Here is an 18,273-nt window from a genome sequence, read left to right on the forward strand (position 1 = left end):
GCTCGTATGACGGACACCGCGTACTCCGCACTGCTGGAGACCATCGATCAGTTCGCCGAAGGGCTGGACCCACAGGAGCAAGTGGTCTGCCTCTACGGCCTGATCGCTCCCCTGCTCGACCGGCTCGAGCAGGAGGACGAGGAGCTGAGCGACGATCCGGAGCTCTCGACTCCGGAGGCGGTGCGGGGGATCCGTGCGGTTGCCGCGGGGGAGCCGACCGATGCCGACGCGATCCATGAGCAGCTGACCGAGGTCGGCCTGTGCTACTCCGAGGACCAGGACCGGGAGCTGCATGTGATGTCGCAGTCGGCCTACGCGGCGGCGGCCTGGCTGCGTCTGCTGACCGGGCGGAAGCTGCGGACGACGCCCTACCTGGAGGGCGACGACGAGGACCCGGTCCCGCCGTTCGCCCCCTCGGCGTTCACGCAGATCATCGACCTCCTGGCCTGGACCCGATCGGGCCAGGTGTACGTCCACTGGGAGGACGCGGGCACCTCACCCGCCGAGTGGGATCTTCCGGCCGCGATACGTGAACTCCAGGCCATGCACCTGGAGATCACCGCCTGAGCCGGAACCGTCCCCGGCCCGGGCGACCGGGCCAGGGACGGCGTCGTCACTGCGGCGGCGGCTGCTGCGGCGGAGGCGGCGGGGGCGGTTGCTGCTGAGGCGGGGGTTGCTGCTGCTGGTTCTGCTGGTTCGGGTCCGTCGGCGGCTGCGGCGGCTGCTGCTGGGGCTGCTGGCCCGGGTCGGACGGCGGCTGGGACGGCGGCGGCGGGGGCTGCTGCTGGGCCGGATCGGACGGCTGCTGGCCGGGGTCCGAGGGCTGCTGGCCGGGATCCGAAGGTTGCTGACCCGGATCCGACGGCTGCTGGCCGGGATCCGAAGGTTGCTGGCCGGGGTCCGTGGGCTGCTGCCCAGGATCCGTGGGCTGGGACGGCTCCGCCGACGGGGTCTCGGACGGACGGAGGGTCTCCAGGCCCAGGGGCGAGTGGCGCCTGATGCTCTTCGGCGCCTCCGCCAGGTTCGGGGCGTTCTGCTCGCCCGGCATCGCCAGGTACTTCGGGTAGTGGGCCGGGGACAGCACCTTGTCCCGTCCCTTCTTGCCCTTGGCCTCACCGATCACCCGCCGGAACAGCTCCGACTTGCCGGCCGTCACCACGGTGATCCGTTTGACCGCGTCCGGGGCCGGGCGGATGACGGTGAGCGCGTTCCGGGAGAAGCCGGACCACTGGGGGCCGGTGAACGTCAGCTCGGCGCCCTTCTTGGGGGCGGCCGTACGGATGGGGTTGCCGGAGGCGCACTTCACGACCGGCACGCCCTTCCTGTTGACGAGCACCGCCGTGCCCGCCTGGAGAACGGTGGCCGCGGGTTTCACCCGGCCCTGGTAGCCGTACGTCCTGGCGTAGGTGTCCGACCGCAGGACGACGCCGGAGAGCCGGTTGACGTAGGCCCGGACGCGCTCCGGCCGGATGTGCTGGACCCGGCTCCAGGCGGCGGCCTTCTTCGGGTTCGCCTTGAGGTCGCGGATCAGCTCCCGCCGGTCGCAGGTCTGGCGCCCCGGGACCCCGGCGTAGAGGCCGGGGGTGTCGCCCTGGAAGGCCCGGCCCCCGTTGGAGGGCGAGACCACATGTCTGCGGTCGTGACCGACGGCAGAGGTGAATGCCGGAACCGAGGTCTTCCCGACCGGTTCCCGGCGGTATTCCGCCGCCGTGGCCCGCCCGGAGGGGGTGACCGTCCCCAGGACCGCCACGGCGGACACGACGGCGACGGATCCGGCAGCAAGTCCTGATCGGCGCGAGGTGAGATGCCATGAGATCGAGCGCATGTCCGTTTCCCTTCCCTCGGACCCCATCCTGCGCTCGCCCCCCATCCGGCCGCGTCCCCCGAAAACCTGACATCCGCCCCCACCTTCGGGGGACTTGTCCGGCACCCCCATCTGCGGAACGCGGCGCAAGCCCCGGCATCCGCGGCGGCCCGGCATACGCAGCCCCCGGTCATACGCAGAACCGCCCCCGATCCGGTGGCCCGGACCGGGGGCGGCCGCTGCCCCTCGCGGTTCTGTGGAGGGGACTCTCCGAACATCGCGGATATATCCCTCGTATCTAGACTAAACGCAAAAGCCCATTCGCGCTCCGGGAGGGAGAAGGCGATGACCGGCCCTGTCGTCGCGGGCGTCGACGGCTCAGAGCGCAGCCTGGTGGCGGCGGAGTGGGCCGCGCGGGAGGCGCTGCGCCGCGGGGCCGGGCTGCTGCTGGCGCACGCGTGTCCGCCGCTGCCGCGCAGGGTGTCCCCGGTGCCAGGGGTGGATGCCTGGCGGCACGTGGGCGAGCAGATGCTGCGGCGGACGGCCGACGAATTCAGGGGCCGCCACCCCGGCCTCGACATCGAGGGGGTGCACAGCGACACCGAACCCGAGCAGGCCCTGCTCGCCGCCGCGGCGGACGCCGAACTGCTGGTCGTCGGGGCACGCGGCTGGGGCGGCTTCGACGGCCTCGCGGTCGGGTCGGTGGCGCTGCACGTGGCGGCCACCGCGGACTGCCCCGTCGTGTCCGTGCCCGACCCGGCGGCGCGGCCGCCGGACGCGGACGAGGTGGTGACCGGTTTCGCCGCGCACGCCCCGGTGGCCGAGACGCTCGGCTTCGCCTTCCGCGCCGCCCTGGAGCGGGACGCCCTGCTGCGGGTCGTGCACGCCTGGGCGCTGCCCCCGGCCTCGCCCTCCGCCTGGATGCTGACCGTGCTGGAGGAGGACCGCGGCCTGTGGGAGGACCAGGAGAGCCAGGTGGTCTCCGACGCCCTGCGGGCGTGGCGGGGGACCTTCCCACAGGTCACGGTGGTGCCGGACGTGGTGCTGCTGGGCCCGGCTCAGGCGCTGGTGCGGGCGTCGGAGCGGGCCCGGCTGCTGGTCGTCGGGCGCCGGACGAGCCCACGGGTGGCCGAGCGCCGCCTCGGCCCGGTCGCGCACGCGGTGCTGCACCACGCGCACTGCCCGGTGGCCGTCGTACCGCACCCCGCCTGACGACCGCCCGGACCCCGCCGGGCGACGGTCCGCACCCGGTGGCTGCCGGGGAGGCCGACGGTCGTACGCCCAGGTCGGGCGGGGCGCGGTGGGAGGGTCTGCCCCGCTCAGCCGAAGAACACGCCGAACTCCGCGTACAGCGCGGGGTCGACGGTCCTGATCCCGGCCGCGGCCTCGGCGAGCGGTATGCGCACGACGTCCGTACCGCGCAGCGCGACCATGACGCCGAACTCCCGCTCGTTCACCGCGTCGACCGCGCGCAGCCCGAAGCGGGTGGCCAGCCAGCGGTCGAAGGCGCTGGGCGTACCGCCGCGCTGTATGTGCCCCAGCACGGTGGTGCGGGCCTCCTTGCCGGTGCGGTCGGCTATCTCCCGGGCCAGCCACTCCCCGACGCCGGACAGCCGCACATGGCCGAACTCGTCCAGCGCGGAGTCCTTGACCACCATCTGCCCCTCCTTCGGCACGGCCCCCTCCGCCACCACCACGATCGGCGCGTACCTGATCTTGAAGCGGTTCTCCACCCAGCCGCAGACCTGGTCGACGTCGAAGGGCTGCTCCGGTATGAGGATGACGTTGGCGCCGCCCGCGATGCCCGAGTACAGGGCGATCCAGCCCGCGTGGCGGCCCATCACCTCGACGACCAGGGTGCGGGTGTGGGACTCGGCGGTGGTGTGCAGCCGGTCGATGGCCTCCGTGGCGATGTTGACCGCGGTGTCGAAGCCGAAGGTGCTGTCGGTCCCCGAGACGTCGTTGTCGATGGTCTTGGGCACGCCCACCACGGCGATCCCCTCGTCCGCGAGGGCCGCGGCCACCCCGAGCGTGTCCTCGCCGCCGATGGCGATCAGCGCGTCCACATCATGGTCGGCGAGCGTCTCCCGGACCCGGTGCACCCCGTCCTCGCTCGCCAGCGGGTTGGTGCGGGAGGAGCCGAGGATGGTCCCGCCGCGGGGCAGGATGCCGCGCACGGCCGACACGTCCAGCGGCACGATCCCGCCGTCGAGGGCGCCGCGCCAGCCGTCCCGCACCCCGACGAAGTCGAGGCCGTGCACCTCGACACCCTTGCGGACGATGCCGCGAATCGCCGCGTTCAGCCCTGGGCAGTCGCCACCACCGGTCAGCACACCGACACGCATCTCCCCGCCTCCCTCCATGAGCTTCGCCGCCCGCCCCTCTCCAGCGTCCACCCATCGTCGCCCGCACGCCCACTCCACGGATCCCGCACCTGTGGATCACCTGTCAGATGATCGGACTGATAAGACTGATGTCTGTGCGGTGTGGATAGACTCCGCCGCGATTGCCCCAGGGGACACGGCGGGAGAGGCAGTACGAAGATGGCCCAGGCCAAGAAAATCGCGCTCTACATGCTGATCGTCTTCGTGCTGTACACGATCATCAAGACCCCGGCACGAGCGGCCGATCTCGTCCAGGTGGGGTTCGAGGGCATATCGGAGGCCGCGACGAGTGTCGGCGAGTTCATGAGCCAACTGGTCAATTGACCGGCTCCCCGGGGTCAGCACCCGGGTGATCACCGACTCCGCCTTCCGAGTACCGACGGAACCGGCTGCCCAACAATGGGGCAATTTCACCACCAACACGTAGTAAAGCGGTGCTTGCACACAGTGCACATGTCTTGTGATGCTATGACCGCTTTGCCGGGTGAGTGCATCGTGAAGGGGTGGCGTGACCGTGTCGGCCCGTACCGCGCCCAGAACCCCGCCCCGCGATGGCGGCAGAGGTGAGGGCGCCAGCGAGAGCGGCAGAAGCCGCGGGGCTGACGCCAGAGCCCTCACCCAGGTGCTCTTCGCCGAGCTGTCCGGCTTCGCCCCCGGCACCCCCGAACACAACCGGGTGCGCGATGCGCTGATCGAGGCCAATCTGCCGCTGGTCCGCTACGCCGCCGCCCGCTTCCGCAGCCGTAACGAGCCCATGGAGGACGTGATCCAGGTCGGCACGATCGGCCTGATCAACGCGATCGACCGGTTCGACCCGGAGCGCGGCGTCCAGTTCCCCACCTTCGCGATGCCGACCGTGGTCGGCGAGATCAAGCGCTACTTCCGCGACAACGTCCGCACCGTGCACGTACCGCGCCGGCTGCACGAACTGTGGGTGCAGGTCAACGGCGCGACCGAGGACCTGACCGTGCTGCACGGCCGCTCGCCCACCACCGCCGAGATCGCCGAGCGGCTGGGACTGGGCGAGGACGAGGTGCTGGCGTGCATCGAGGCCGGGCGCTCGTACCACGCCACCTCGCTGGAGGCCGCCCAGGAGGGCGACGGACTGCCGGGGCTGGTCGACCGGCTCGGCTACGAGGACCCGGCGCTCGCCGGAGTCGAGCACCGCGACTTGGTGCGCCACCTCCTCGTACAGTTGCCCGAGCGCGAGCAGCGTATTCTTTTGCTCCGTTACTACAGCAATCTGACTCAATCTCAGATCAGCGCGGAACTAGGTGTCTCACAGATGCATGTGTCCCGGCTGCTGTCCCGCAGCTTCGCGAGGCTGAGATCCGCAAATCGGATCGAACCGTCATCGTGACGAGGGACCCCCTCCCTGCCCCTCCGGCACTGTAATGTCGACATGGCGCTACAGCGTGTTGCCGACATGTGACATTCTGCAGGAGTCGCGTTTGCCGCGGCCCGACCTCCGGTATTCAGGGGGAGGCTGCGTTTGAACGTGGAGAGCGCAACTGGGATCCGTCCGCGACCTCAAGGGGGTGGCATGTCCGTAGAACTGGGCAGCTCGAAGGTGCTCACCAACGACGCACCGCACGTGCTTGACGACTGCGAAGCCATCGACACACGCACCCTCTCCCGCTCCCTCTTCCTGCGGCTTGCCGCACTCGACCGGGACAGCGAGGAAGCGGGCTATGTACGTGACACGCTCATCGAGCTGAACCTTCCGCTGGTGCGCTACGCGGCGGCCCGGTTCCGCAGCCGCAACGAGCCGATGGAGGACATCGTCCAGGTCGGCACGATCGGCCTGATCAAGGCGATCGACCGTTTCGACTGCGAACGGGGCGTGGAGTTCCCGACCTTCGCGATGCCGACCGTCGTGGGCGAGATCAAGCGCTTCTTCCGCGACACCAGCTGGTCGGTGCGCGTGCCGCGGCGGCTCCAGGAGCTGCGTCTCGCGCTGACGAAGACCAGTGACGAGCTGGCCCAGCGCCTCGACCGCTCCCCGACCGTCACCGAGCTGGCCACGGCGCTCGGCGTCTCCGAGGAGGACGTGGTCGACGGGCTCGCGGTGGGCAACGCCTACACCGCGTCCTCACTGGACTCCCCCTCCCCGGAGGACGAGGGCGGCGAGGGCTCCCTGGCCGACCGGCTCGGCTACGAGGACAGCGCCCTGGAGGGCGTGGAGTACCGCGAGTCGCTGAAGCCGCTCCTCGCCAAACTGCCCCCGCGCGAGCGCCAGATCATCATGCTGCGCTTCTTCGCCAACATGACGCAGTCCCAGATCGGCGAGGAGGTCGGCATCTCCCAGATGCACGTCTCCCGGCTGCTCACCCGGACCCTGGCCCAGCTGCGCGAGGGACTCATCGCGGACTGACCCTGTACTCCTGACGGGCCGTCAGCCACACTGGCCCGATGCGACCCGCAGGGAGCCGGACAACGGGCCGCCGAGGCACGGCAATCGCCGCCTCGGCGGCCGCGCTGTGCCTGGGCACGCTGCTCGGCGGCTGCGCCGGAGGCGGCGCGGGCCATGTCGCGACCGGGGCGGCAGGACCCGGCGACGGGCGGGCCCCGACGAAGGCCGTCCCCCCGGAGGGCGGCGTGGACCTGGTGCCGCTGGACGAGGACGGCGACTCCGGCGAGCACGCCCGGACGGACGGGAAGAGCGCACCGGGGACGCCCGGCACGGACGAAGCGAGCGGCGCGGCCCCCACCACCGGGTCCGGCACCGCGTCCGGCAGCGAGTCCGGTACGCGTACGCCCGGCCCCTCGGCGTCCCCGTCATCGCGGCCCCCGAGCACCGGCTCACCGGCCGCCGGCCAGCAGGGCGGCGACGGCGATACGGCCCCGGGCGGACGTACGAACGACGATCCCGCCCCCTCGTCCCCATCCGGCACCACGCCCCCCTCGCCCTCCACGCCCAGCGGACCGGCCGCCTTGAAGGTCGGCGACCCCGAGCGCACGGCGACCGACGAGCGCTGGTGCGAGAAGGTGACCATCGAGTTCCGCAACACCGGCGGACTGCCCGTCGTATCGGGCACGGTGACGCTGTCGACGCATGTCATCGACGCGCTCGGCCTGGACTGGGCGACGCTGAAGTCGAAGAGAAAGCTGCCCGCGCCGATCGGCGCGGGTCAGAAGCGCACGCGGAGTTGGAAGGTGTGTGTGGACGCCTGGCGGGTTCCGCTGGGGATGCACATCGAGACCCGGGACGTCTCCGTCGACTGGAAGCCGTGGAAGCCCCCGAAGCCCGGGGAGTCCGAGGAGCCCCGGGAGTCCGGGACACCCGAGGCGTCCTGAACGGACGGGCCGGTCAGCCCAGCGCCAGCCAGGCCACCGCCGCGACGATGACGATCGCGGCGACCACACCGACGATCAGGCCGACGCGCGAGCCGCCGCCGCTCGCCGGGGCCGCCGTCTGCGGCTGCCGTCCGCCCTCGTCGACGAACGCGCGGAACATCTGGGTGGATCCGGACGGATCTTGGTTGCCGCTGGGGCTCTGGGGGTTGTTCGCCATGGGCCCAGACCCTAGCGAACGAGCGGATTCCCGCCCACCCCTGGGTCACTCCAGGCACCTCACACCTCAGTGACCCCAGTTGACCGATAAGAGGACAAGCCTTTAAGGGGAATTTACCGCCTCAAGCCACCCTGTCATTTGCCTGTAGCAACTAACTTCTTCTATGGTTGCCTAAAGCAACCTAAAGTCAAGGAGGTGCGATGGCAGCGCAGAGCCAGTACGAAGAGCTGGCCCGTCAGCTCAGTGCCATCGGCACCGTCAAGCGCGGCCTGGGCCGCGCCCTGCCGGCAGACTGCCCGGCGGGCTCGGCCATCGTCCTCATGCTCCTCGAACGCTACGGCGAGATGCGCATGAGCAAACTCGCCGAGCTGCTCGGCATCGACATGTCGGTCACCAGTCGCCATGTGGCCCATGTCGCCGACCGCGGCTGGGTGGACCGCAAACCCGATCCGCTCGACCGGCGCTCGCGGCTGCTGAGCATCAACGCCTGCGGATTGACCCTGCTCAGCCAGGTGTCCGAGCGCTACACGGAGGCGCTCGCGAACTGCCTGAGCGACTGGTCGGACGACGATGTCGGCCGCCTCAATGAACTTCTCGCCCGGCTGCGGACGAGCTTCGGTGACACCCGGCACCGGCCCCTGCCGCACCAGGTCGAAAGCACCACCCGTACACCTTCGCAAAGTTAAGGACATTCATGGCAACGACCACACCGGACGGCGGTGTGCGGGGACCCGCGGGGCACCCCGCCCACGCCAAGCATGGCGGAGGAGGACACCACGGCCACCAGGGCCACGGTGCCGACGCCGCGGCACCGATGACCCACCGGCAGATCATGGAGGCGCTGTCCGGGCTGCTGCTCGGGATGTTCGTCGCGATCCTGTCGTCGACGATCGTCTCCAACGCGCTTCCCGAGATCATCGCCGATCTCCACGGCAGCCAGTCCTCCTACACCTGGGTCGTCACCGCCGCGCTGCTGTCCATGACGGCCGCCACTCCGCTGTGGGGCAAGCTTTCCGATCTGTTCAGCAAGAAGCTGCTGGTCCAGATAGCCCTGCTGATCTACGTCGGGGGCTCGGTCGTCGCGGGCCTGTCGCAGAACACCGGCATGCTGATCGCCTGCCGTGTCGTCCAGGGCATCGGCGTCGGCGGACTGTCCGCGCTCGCCCAGATCGTCATGGCCGCGATGATCTCCCCCCGGGAGCGCGGTCGCTACAGCGGCTACCTCGGCGCGACCTTCGCCGTCGCGACCGTCGGCGGTCCGCTGCTGGGCGGCGTGATCACCGACACCGACTGGCTGGGCTGGCGCTGGTGCTTCTACGTCGGCGTGCCGTTCGCGGTCATCGCGCTGATCGTGCTCCAGAAGACCCTGAAGCTCCCGGTCGTGAAGCGGAACGTCAAGGTCGACTGGTCGGGCGCGCTCTTCATCAGCGCGGCCGTCTCGCTCCTGCTGCTGTGGGTCACCTTCGCCGGTGACAAGTACGACTGGCTCTCCTGGCAGAGCTACGCGATGGTCGGCGGTGCGGTCGTCCTCGGCCTGATCTTCCTGCTGATCGAGTCCAAGGCGAGCGAGCCGATCATCCCGCTGCGGCTGTTCCGCAACAAGACGATCACCCTCGCCTCGCTGGCGTCGCTCTTCGTCGGTGTGGCGATGTTCGCCGGAACCGTCTTCTTCAGCCAGTACTTCCAGCTGGCGCGCGGCAAGACGCCGACGATGTCCGGCGTCATGACCATCCCGATGATCGGCGGCCTGTTCGTCTCCTCGACCGTCTCCGGCCAGATCATCACCAAGACCGGCCGCTGGAAGGTGTGGCTGGTCAGCGGTGGCGCGCTGCTGACCGCGGGCCTCGGCCTGCTCGGCACGATGCGGTACGACACCCCGTACTGGCACCTGGCCATCTACATGGCGCTCATGGGCCTCGGCATCGGCATGATGATGCAGAACCTGGTGCTGGCCACCCAGAACCAGGTGGCCCCGCAGGACCTCGGCGCGGCCAGCGCCGTCGTCACCTTCTTCCGTTCGCTCGGCGGTGCGGTCGGCGTCTCGGCGCTCGGCGCGGTGCTCGGCACCCGGGTCACCGACTACGTCAAGGACGGCCTGACCGACCTCGGCCCCAAGGGCGCCGCGCTGGCCCAGAAGGCGGGCGGCAGCGCCGGAGGCGGCATCCCCGACCTGGACAAGCTCCCGGAGCCGCTGCGTTCGATCATGGAGAGCGCCTACGGGCACGGTGTCGCGGACGTCTTCCTGTTCGCCGCTCCTGCCGCGCTGCTCGCCTTCCTGCTCACCCTCTTCATCAAGGAGGTCGCGCTGCGCACCAACTCGGGCTCGCAGCAGTCCGCCGAAGCCACCACGCCCGCCCCCGCGGACAACGCGGCCGCCGAGGCCGCCGCGGAGACCGGCCCGGACCGGATCGAAGAGCGGGAGCCCGCCCTGGTGGGCGCCCCGTCCGCCGGTCTGTCCACGTCGGACGCCGACCGCGCCCCGGCCGCCGCGGTCGCCCCGCAGCGCCTGGCGGCGTACGCCTCGGCCGGTGACGGCGGAGCCGGACACCAGCCCCGGCAGGGCGTGCACGGCTTCGTGCGGAACGCGGACGGCGGCGCCGTGCCGCGCGCCGCGGTGACGCTGATCTCGCTCGCCGGTCGGCAGCTCGGCCGTTCGGTCGCGCACACCGACGGCTCGTACGCCCTGGACGCCCCGGGCTCCGGCTCGTACGTGCTGATCGCGGCCGCCGACGGCCACCAGCCGCAGGCATCCACGGTCGTCGTCGGCGACGAGCCGCTCGGCTTCGACATCGTGCTGTCGGCCACCAGCGGGCTCGTGGGCACCGTGCGCGGCGCCGACGACGGGCAGCCGGTGGACGCGGCGATGGTCGTGGTCACCGATGTCCGCGGCGAGGTGCTGGCCACCGGCAAGACCGGTGAGCGGGGCGAGTTCAGCTTCGAGGAGCTGGTCGCCGGGACCTTCACGGTCGCGGTGAACGCGCCCGGCTACCGGCCCGCCGCGCTGCCCGTCGAGGTCGGCTCCCAGGGCCTGACCCGGCTGGAGATCGCACTGCAGGCCGGTGCCCGGGTGCAGGGCACCGTACGGGCCGGGGCCGGCCGGCGCCCGCTGCCGGACGCGCGGGTCACGCTGGTCGACGGGGCCGGGAACGTGGTCGCCACCGCCACCACCGGTGAGGACGGCGCGTACGCCTTCACCGACCTGGACGCGGGCGACTACACGGTCATCGCGAGCGGCTACCCGCCGGTCGCGGGCAACCTGACGGTCGCCGGGCACGGGATCGACGGACACGACGTCGAACTCGCCCACCCCGGCGACTGAGAACCCCGGGGCAGGGGCGTGCGAAGAGCGGAGACGCGCCCCCGCCCCGGACCGGGCGGCGCACATTCGCCGGACCCGGAACCCGGAGCCGGGCAGCGGTGTACATCAGGCAGGGGACGGCCTCACACCGCTGCCCGGTCCGGGCGCGAAGACCACAGCACCACGGGAGCAGGAGACGAACGACGGCATGACGACCACTGGGGCAGGAGCAGGCGGGGGAGCGGGGCTGCGGGCGCGGATCCTCACCCGCGACGGATGGGCGGTGCAGCACGCGGTGCTGACCGTCACCGATATGACGGGCGGGCAGGTGCTGCGCGCCCAGGCCGCCGAGGACGGTTCGGTGCGCAGCGAGGAGCCGCTGCCGCCCGGTCCGTACACGATCATCATCACCGCGGTGGGGTACGCACCGGTGGCGTCGACGGCGATCGTCACCGCGGCCGGGCGGGCCGATGTGGGCACGGTGGTGCTGGCCCGGCAGGGCGGGGTGGAGCTGCCGCCGCCCGGGGCGTGGACGCTGGATCCCGCGCATTCGACGGTGGGGGCCGTCGCGCAGCATCTGGGGATCTCCAGTGTGCACGGGCGGTTCACGGACTTCGGCGGGCGGATCGAGATCGCCGAGGACATCGAGAAGTCGCGGGTCGAGGCGGTGATCCAGGCGACCAGCATCGACACCGGAAACGGAATGCGGGACGGCCATCTGAAGTCGCCCGACTTCCTGAACGTGGAGCGGTTCCCGGTCCTCACCTACCAGAGCACGCATCTGAGCGCGGCCGGTCCCGACCGGTGGACGGTGCACGGCGAGCTGTCCATGCACGGTGTCGTGCGGGACGTGGACCTGGAGCTGACCTACCTGGGCACGGGCCCCGACCCCTGGGGCGGGGTGCGGGCGGCCTTCCGGGCGACCGCGGAGCTGCGGCGCGAGGACTTCGCGATGAACTACAACCAGGTGGTCGCGGCGGGCATCGCGGCGATCGGTACGACCCTGCGGGTGGAGCTCGACATACAGGCCGTGCAGGGCGAGGAGCTTCCGGCGGCGGAGTGACCGCCGCGCCGCCCGCTCGCGGGCGCGGGCTAGGGGGTGTCCCGCAGGGCCTCGATACCGGCGATCGCGAAGTCCAGCGCGACGGTGAACTCCCGGTCGCGCATCTCCTCGACGGTCTGACCGCCGCGCGCTTCCATGATCTTGCGAGATTCGTCGAACTCCGGGCGGCCCTCGACCGAGCTCATCACCTCGTGGAGCAGCTCGTCCTGGGTGACCCCCGCCGCCCGGCAGAGGACGGCGTAGCGGCCCTCGATGGTGCTGAAGCCGTAGACGAACTGGTAGACGAGGGAGAGCGCGCTGGTGATCTTCTCGTCCGGCAGTCCGCTGTTGCGCATCACCTGCTGGGCGGCGTTCGAGAAGGCCATCGAGTTCGGCCCGATGTTGATGTACTCCCCCATCAGCGGGGACAGCCACGGGTGGCGCACCAGCACCTGGCGGTATTCGGAGGTGAGTTGGCGCAGCTGCTCGCGCCAGTACCGGGGGTCGGCCGCCAGGTGTTCCCGCTCCTCCGCGGGCTGGACGGCCGCCGCGGGGAGGACGACCTCTCCCATGGCGGCGTCGAGGGCGAGTTCGAGCAGATGGTCCTTGGTCTCCACGTACCAGTAGACCGACATGGCGGTGACCCCCAGATCGGCCGCCAGCCGACGCATGGAGAAGCCCGCGAGCCCGTCGGCGTCCAGCAGCCGGACGGTCGCCGCGATGATCTTGCCATGGTCGAGACCGACCGGCTGATCGCCCTTGCGTTTGGGGGCCTTGCGCTCGGAGAGCCAGACGCTGGACCGCGGGCGGGTGACACGGCTGCCGGTTGCCATGGCGGCTCTCCTTCTGCGCTACGTTGCCGCCGCGTATCCGGCGGACACGATGCGCGACGGGTCATACATATCCGATGCTATGCCGCCGGAGCCGTCTGTGAAGATCGCTCGGCCCGACGGAGCAGCAGCGCGGCCAGCACTCCGCCGACGAGCACGGCCACCGCGCCGACCAGCTGGCTGGTCTCCACCCCGGAGGCGAAGGCGTCGAGGACGGCCGCCCGGTCCTCGGGGGTGCGGGCCCCGGCGAGGGCGGCCGGGAGCGAGCCCGCCCCGGCGGCGGCCGCGGGCAGCAGCGTGCCGAAGCGGGAGTTCAGCACCGCGCCCAGGACGGCGACGCCGAGCCCGTTGCCGCATTCGGTGAGGGTGCCGTTGACCCCGGCGCCCACCCCCGCCTTCTCCGGCGGGATCGCCGACATGATGGCGGTCGCCATCGCGGGCATGGCCAGCGCGATCCCGGCCCCCATCACCACCAGGCCCAGCAGCACGCCGCCGTAGCCGTCCCTGCCGAGGACGGCGATGAGCGCGAGGCCGAGCGCGAGCATCCCCATGCCGGTGACGATGGTCAGCGGCGTTCCGACCTTGGGCAGCAGCCGGGCGCCGAGGCCGGTGAGGTTGAGCGCCACGATCACCAGAGCGAGCGGCGCCGTGCGCAGCCCCGCGTCCAGCGCGTCGTACCCGAGCACGAATTGCAGATGCTGGGTGAGCAGGAAGATCGAGCCGCCCATGCCGAAGGCGACGAGGATGCCGCCCGCGACGGCGCCCACGAAGGAGCGGTTACGGAAGAAGTGCATGTCCAGCATCGGGTACGGGATATGACGCTCCCACAGCGCGAAACCGGCCAGCACGGCGACGCCGACGAAGGCCGACAGCAGCACCCGGGTCGAGGTCCAGCCGTGCCCGGGCCCGGAGATGATCGCGAAGACGACCCCGGTCATGCCGACCGTGGAGAGCAGCGCGCCGAGCAGATCGGGCCGGTCCCCGGTCGGGTTCTTGGACTCGGGGACGAGCCGGACCACGGCGGCGAGGCCGAGCAGGGCGACCGGGATGTTGATCAGGAAGATCGAGCCCCACCAGAAGTGCTCCAGCAGGCCGCCGCCGATGAGCGGCCCCGCGGCGACGCCGATCGAGCCGACCCCGCCCCACACGCCGATCGCCTTGGTCCGCTCGGCCTCGTCGAAGATCTGCACCACGACGGCGAGCGTCGTGGTCATCAGCAGCGCACCGCCGATCCCCATCCCGGCGCGGGCGGCGATCAGCTCACCCGGCCCCTCGGCCAGGGACGCGATCAGCGATCCGACGCCGAACAGGGCAAGCCCCGCGACGAGCATCTTCTTGCGCCCGTAGCGGTCGGCGGCGCTGCCCGCGGTGAGCAGCAGTCCAGCCTGGACCAGCGAATAGGCGTTGATCATCCATTGGATGTCGGCGGTGGTCGCGTCCATCTCCCGGGCGAGGGAGGGGACGGCGACGTTGAGGATCGTGTTGTCCAGCAACACGGTGAGCTGGGCGAGGCAGATCACCGCGAGGATCAGCCAGCGCTGGGGATGGCCACCGGAGGCGGTGCCGGGCGGGGCGGCGGGTCCGGTATCGGCGGTCGGGGCCGTCATGAGGACTCCAGGGAGACATGTGTACGATGCATGGCTGCGCGTTTGCCTTACACCGTACAAATGTAACTCTACGCCGTACAGCGAATTTCCGCGCCCGTACGGCTATACGAGTACGGGCCGGTGGCCGCGGGGGGAACCCGGCCACCGGCCCGTGGTTACGGGGCTGAAGGCGTCAGCTGGAGGACTTCTTCTGCGTCAGGTCGTAGAGCGTGGTGCTGCCCACGGTGACCTTCTTGTAGGTCGCCTCGATCCAGGTCGTGATCTTGGAGGAGGTGCCGTTGCTGCCACCGCCCGGACCGCCGCCCATGCCGTTGCCCGAGGAGATGAAGTAGTGGATCTTCCCCTGCTTCACGTACTCCTTGAACTGGGCGAGGGTCGGCGACGGGTCGCTGCCGTTGAAGCCGCCGATGGCCATCACCGGGTCCTGGGTGGCGAGCTGGTAGCTCGCGGCGTTCTGCGAGCCGATGGCCGCCGCGACCCAGGTGTAGTCGTCGGCGTTCTTCTCCAGCTTCGCCTTCGCCTTGGCGTTGACCTGCTGGCCGTTGAGCAGCCCGCCCATGCCGCCGCCGCCCATACCGCGCCGACCGCCTTCGCCCATGCCGCCGGGCTGACCGTTCCGGGCCTGACCCTGGCTCTGGCCCTGCCCGTTGCCCTGGCCCTGCTGACCCTGGCCCTGCTGGCCCTGGGCGTTGCCGTTGCCGTTCTGCTGCGGTTGGCCGCCGCCCGGGAAGCCGCCGCCCTGCTGGCCGCCCGCGCCACCCGTGCCGCCGGGACCGCCGCCCGGCATGCCCTGCTGACCCTGCTGACCCTGCTGACCCTGGCCCTGCTGGCCACCCTGCATCCCCGGCGGGCCGCCCATGCGCCCGCCGCCGGGACGACCGCCGCCGCCGGGACCGCCGCCCATGCCGCCCGACACCGTGGGACCGGCCGTGATGATCGAGCCGCTCTTCGGCGTCTCCACCGTGTTGAGCGTGTACGCCACCGGCCCGGCCAGCGCCGCCGCGAGACCGAGCCCGGCCACGCCCAGCGCGAGCGTCCGCCCCAGCCGCGCCGCGAACAGCAACCCGACCGCGGCCGCCAGCCCGGCGAACAGCACCGCCCAGCGCAGCCACGGGTGCCAGTCCGCGGACCGGCCCAGCAGCACGTACGACCAGTAGGCCGTGACCGCAGCCGTGACGGCGAGCACCACCGAGGCCACGGTGCCGACGCGGCCCTCGGCCTGCCCCCGCCGCTCCCACAGCATCGTCGCGCCCATGCCCACGATCGCCGCGATGTACGGCGCGAGGGCGATGTTGTAGTACTGGTGGAAGATCCCGGACATGAAGCTGAACGTCGCGAACGTGATCAGCAGCGCCCCGCCCCAGACCAGGAACGCCGCGCGCTGGGTGTCCGTCCGCTTGGCCCGCCAGGTCAGCCAGACCCCCGCCACCAGCAGGATGAACGCCGCGGGCAGCAGCCAGGCGATCTGACCGCCCATGTCGGAGCCGAAGAGCCGGTCGATGCCGGTCTCGCCCCACATCCCGCCACCGCCACCGCCGCCACCACCGCGACCGCCGCCGCCGACGCTGCCGGTCTCGTTGCCGTTGATCCGGCCCAGGCCGTTGTAGCCGAAGGTCAGCTCCAGGAAACTGTTGTTCTGCGAGCCGCCGATGTACGGCCGGGACGACGCGGGCCACAGCTCGACGATCGCGACCCACCAGCCGCCGGAGATCACCATCGCGAGCCCCGCGAGCAGCAGTTGGCCGATCCGCCGGCCCAGCCGGGCCGGGGCGCACACCGCGTACACCACCGCGAGCGGGGGCAGGATCAGCCACGCCTGGAGCGTCTTGGTGAGGAAGCCGAGGCCGAAGCAGACTCCGGCCAGCACCAGCCACTTCGTCCGGGCGTCCTCCAGCGCGCGCAGCACGCAGTAGACGGCCGCGACCATGAGCAGGCACAGCAGCGCGTCGGGGTTGTTGAAGCGGAACATCAGCGCCGCGACCGGGGTCACCGCGAGCACGCCGCCCGCGATAAGCCCGGCGGCCGCGCTGAACCGGCGGCGCACGGCCGCGTAGAGGACACCGACCGTCGCGACGCCCATCAGCGCCTCGGGGACGAGGATCGCCCAGGAGGAGAGGCCGAAGACGCGCACCGCAAGGGCCATCGGCCACAGCGCGGCCGGGGGCTTGTCGACGGTGATGGAGTTCGCGGCGTCCGAGGAGCCGAAGAAGAACGCCTTCCAGCTTTCGCTGCCCGCCTGCACGGCGGCCGAGTAGAACTGGTTCGCGTAACCGGAGGCGCCCAGACTCCACACGTAGAGCACCGTGGTCACGGCGAGCAGGGCCCACAGCGCGGGCCGCGCCCAGCGGGGGTCCTCCGGACGGCCCCGCCACGCCCGCGCCAGGCGCGAGCCGCCGGAAGCGTCGGGCGCGACCTGGGGAGCGGCGGAGGGGAGGGGCGGCGGACCGGCTTCCCGGGTGCCGTAGTCGTATGTCGTCATCGGTTGGTCCTCGGGTCGTGGTCGGTGGTGGCCTCGCTGTCCGACGGGAAGACCCAGGCCCGGAAGAGCAGGAAGCGCAGAACGGTCGCGGCGAGGTTGGCCGCGATGAGCACGGCCAGCTCGGTGCCGTGCGAGGGGGAGCCGGGGGCGGTGTCGAGGGCGGCCAGGGAACCGCTGGTCAGCACGAGGCCGATGCCGAAGACGACCAGCCCCTGAGCCTGGTGACGGATCGCCCGGTCCCGTCCACGGACCCCGAAGGTGAGCCTCCGGTTGGCCGCGGTGTTGCCGAGCGCGGACAGCAGCAGCGCCAGCGCGTTCGCCACCTGCGGGCCCGTACCGAGCCGGAAGAGCGTGTAAAGCGCCAGATAGACGAGCGTGGACAGCCCGCCCACCACACAGAACCCGACGAGCTGACGGGCCAGTCCGCCCGGCACGCCGCTCAGTTCCCGGTCACGCGGATCGTCACCGAACGGGCGGCGCAGCCGGTCCAGCGGGAGCCCCCCGGTGGCCAGCGCGCGCCCCACCCGCCAGACGCCCTTGAGGTCGTCGGTGGCCGTCTTCACGATGTGCACCGTGCTGTTCGGGTCGTCGACCCAGTCCACCGGCACCTCGTGGATGCGCAGCCCCGCCCGCTCGGCCAGCACCAGCATCTCGGTGTCGAAGAACCACCCGGTGTCCTCGACCATCGGAAGCAGCCGCTCCGCGACGTCCTTGCGGATCGCCTTGAAGCCGCACTGGGCGTCGGAGAACCGGGCCGCCAGGCTGCCGCGCAGAATCAGGTTGTACGCGCGCGAGATGAACTCCCGCTTGGTGCCGCGTACGACGCGCGAGCTGCGCGCCAGCCGCGACCCGATCGCCAGGTCCGAGTGGCCGGAGATCAGCGGGGCCACCAGCGGCAGCAGCGCGTTGAGGTCGGTGGACAGATCGACGTCCATGTAGGCGAGCACCGGCGCCTCGGACAGCGTCCAGACGGTGCGCAGCGCCCGCCCGCGGCCCTTCTGCTCCAGCCGGACCGCCGTCACCTCCTCGACGGTGTCGTCCAGATAGGCCGCCACATGAGGCGTGCGGTCCGTACTGGCGTTGTCCGCGATGGTGATCCGGAACCGGTAGGGGAAGGTGCGGGTCAGATGGTCGTGCAGCCGTCGCACACACCGCTCGAGGTCCGCCTCCTCGTTGTAGACGGGGATCACGACGTCGAGCACCGGGCGGCTGCGGTCGACCGCGATATGCCGCCGCGCGGGCAAGGTCTGCAGAGGTGTCTCGGGCGGCGCCGCGAGAGGGGTGTCGGTTCGCATGGAACGACATTCGCGAGCGG

Annotated in this window: 16 protein-coding genes; 9 read left to right on the top strand and 7 right to left on the bottom strand. The window is 71.4% G+C overall.

The window, feature by feature from the left end; translation table 11 throughout:
- Nucleotides 1-6 precede the first annotated feature (6 nt).
- Nucleotides 7-567 (top strand): hypothetical protein, encoded by a 561-nt coding sequence (locus ACZ59A_RS27610; protein ID WP_470963612.1) that lies wholly within the window; start codon nucleotides 7-9, stop codon nucleotides 565-567.
- 46 nt (nucleotides 568-613) lie between these two features.
- Here ACZ59A_RS27610 and ACZ59A_RS27615 read toward each other — a convergent pair whose 3' ends face one another.
- A complete protein-coding gene (locus ACZ59A_RS27615; RefSeq protein WP_470963615.1) occupies nucleotides 614-1,825 on the bottom strand; it encodes a DUF6777 domain-containing protein in 1,212 nt (403 codons plus the stop codon).
- A 324-nt stretch (nucleotides 1,826-2,149) separates the two neighbouring features.
- Between ACZ59A_RS27615 and ACZ59A_RS27620 the strand changes: the two genes are divergently transcribed.
- Complete coding sequence (locus ACZ59A_RS27620; RefSeq protein ID WP_470963618.1) at nucleotides 2,150-3,016, top strand: universal stress protein; 867 nt, start codon at nucleotides 2,150-2,152, stop codon at nucleotides 3,014-3,016.
- A gap of 107 nt (nucleotides 3,017-3,123) precedes the next feature.
- On the opposite strand, the gene ACZ59A_RS27625 is transcribed toward ACZ59A_RS27620, so the two are convergent.
- Nucleotides 3,124-4,149 (bottom strand): 6-phosphofructokinase, encoded by a 1,026-nt coding sequence (locus ACZ59A_RS27625; RefSeq protein ID WP_470963621.1) that lies wholly within the window; start codon nucleotides 4,147-4,149, stop codon nucleotides 3,124-3,126.
- Between the two features lie 198 nt (nucleotides 4,150-4,347).
- On the opposite strand from ACZ59A_RS27625, the gene ACZ59A_RS27630 reads away from it, so the two are divergent.
- The 4 genes from ACZ59A_RS27630 to ACZ59A_RS27645 all read left to right on the top strand — a co-directional run bounded on the left by ACZ59A_RS27630 (nucleotide 4,348) and on the right by ACZ59A_RS27645 (nucleotide 7,485).
- Nucleotides 4,348-4,512 carry a hypothetical protein gene (locus ACZ59A_RS27630; RefSeq protein ID WP_468043369.1) on the top strand — a complete coding sequence of 55 codons (165 nt, stop codon included), beginning with the start codon at nucleotides 4,348-4,350 and terminating at the stop codon, nucleotides 4,510-4,512.
- A gap of 184 nt (nucleotides 4,513-4,696) precedes the next feature.
- Nucleotides 4,697-5,548 carry an RNA polymerase sigma factor SigF gene (locus ACZ59A_RS27635; RefSeq protein WP_470963625.1) on the top strand — a complete coding sequence of 284 codons (852 nt, stop codon included), beginning with the start codon at nucleotides 4,697-4,699 and terminating at the stop codon, nucleotides 5,546-5,548.
- 183 nt (nucleotides 5,549-5,731) lie between these two features.
- Nucleotides 5,732-6,562: an RNA polymerase sigma factor SigF gene (locus ACZ59A_RS27640; protein WP_470963629.1), complete on the top strand. Its 831-nt coding sequence runs from the start codon at nucleotides 5,732-5,734 to the stop codon at nucleotides 6,560-6,562.
- A gap of 38 nt (nucleotides 6,563-6,600) precedes the next feature.
- Nucleotides 6,601-7,485, top strand: a complete 885-nt coding sequence (locus ACZ59A_RS27645) for a hypothetical protein (RefSeq protein WP_470963632.1) — start codon at nucleotides 6,601-6,603, stop codon at nucleotides 7,483-7,485.
- 13 nt (nucleotides 7,486-7,498) lie between these two features.
- Here ACZ59A_RS27645 and ACZ59A_RS27650 read toward each other — a convergent pair whose 3' ends face one another.
- The gene (locus tag ACZ59A_RS27650) at nucleotides 7,499-7,702 is read right to left on the bottom strand and encodes a hypothetical protein (protein WP_470963635.1); all 204 of its coding nucleotides are present in this window, start codon (nucleotides 7,700-7,702) and stop codon (nucleotides 7,499-7,501) included.
- Nucleotides 7,703-7,902: 200 nt separating this feature from the next.
- Here ACZ59A_RS27650 and ACZ59A_RS27655 point away from each other — a divergent pair, with 200 nt between their 5' ends.
- The 3 genes from ACZ59A_RS27655 (at nucleotide 7,903) to ACZ59A_RS27665 (ending at nucleotide 12,063) form a co-directional block, all read left to right on the top strand.
- Nucleotides 7,903-8,388 carry a MarR family winged helix-turn-helix transcriptional regulator gene (locus ACZ59A_RS27655; protein WP_470963638.1) on the top strand — a complete coding sequence of 162 codons (486 nt, stop codon included), beginning with the start codon at nucleotides 7,903-7,905 and terminating at the stop codon, nucleotides 8,386-8,388.
- A gap of 128 nt (nucleotides 8,389-8,516) precedes the next feature.
- Nucleotides 8,517-11,021 (top strand): MFS transporter, encoded by a 2,505-nt coding sequence (locus ACZ59A_RS27660; RefSeq protein ID WP_470964437.1) that lies wholly within the window; start codon nucleotides 8,517-8,519, stop codon nucleotides 11,019-11,021.
- A 187-nt stretch (nucleotides 11,022-11,208) separates the two neighbouring features.
- Nucleotides 11,209-12,063, top strand: a complete 855-nt coding sequence (locus ACZ59A_RS27665; RefSeq protein ID WP_470963641.1) for a YceI family protein — start codon at nucleotides 11,209-11,211, stop codon at nucleotides 12,061-12,063.
- A gap of 29 nt (nucleotides 12,064-12,092) precedes the next feature.
- On the opposite strand, the gene ACZ59A_RS27670 is transcribed toward ACZ59A_RS27665, so the two are convergent.
- The 4 genes from ACZ59A_RS27670 to ACZ59A_RS27685 all read right to left on the bottom strand — a co-directional run bounded on the left by ACZ59A_RS27670 (nucleotide 12,093) and on the right by ACZ59A_RS27685 (nucleotide 18,253).
- The gene (locus ACZ59A_RS27670; RefSeq protein ID WP_470963644.1) at nucleotides 12,093-12,875 is read right to left on the bottom strand and encodes a TetR/AcrR family transcriptional regulator; all 783 of its coding nucleotides are present in this window, start codon (nucleotides 12,873-12,875) and stop codon (nucleotides 12,093-12,095) included.
- Nucleotides 12,876-12,952: 77 nt separating this feature from the next.
- The gene (locus ACZ59A_RS27675) at nucleotides 12,953-14,479 is read right to left on the bottom strand and encodes an MFS transporter (RefSeq protein ID WP_470963647.1); all 1,527 of its coding nucleotides are present in this window, start codon (nucleotides 14,477-14,479) and stop codon (nucleotides 12,953-12,955) included.
- Between the two features lie 172 nt (nucleotides 14,480-14,651).
- The gene (locus ACZ59A_RS27680) at nucleotides 14,652-16,958 is read right to left on the bottom strand and encodes an ArnT family glycosyltransferase (protein ID WP_470963650.1); all 2,307 of its coding nucleotides are present in this window, start codon (nucleotides 16,956-16,958) and stop codon (nucleotides 14,652-14,654) included.
- Nucleotides 16,955-18,253, bottom strand: coding sequence for a bifunctional glycosyltransferase family 2/GtrA family protein (locus ACZ59A_RS27685; protein WP_470963653.1), 1,299 nt, complete (start codon nucleotides 18,251-18,253; stop codon nucleotides 16,955-16,957). Before ACZ59A_RS27685 ends, ACZ59A_RS27680 begins: the two co-directional genes overlap by 4 nt.
- Between the last annotated feature and the right edge of the window lie 20 nt (nucleotides 18,254-18,273).

Source organism: Streptomyces sp. NPDC040405 (genome assembly GCF_055595765.1).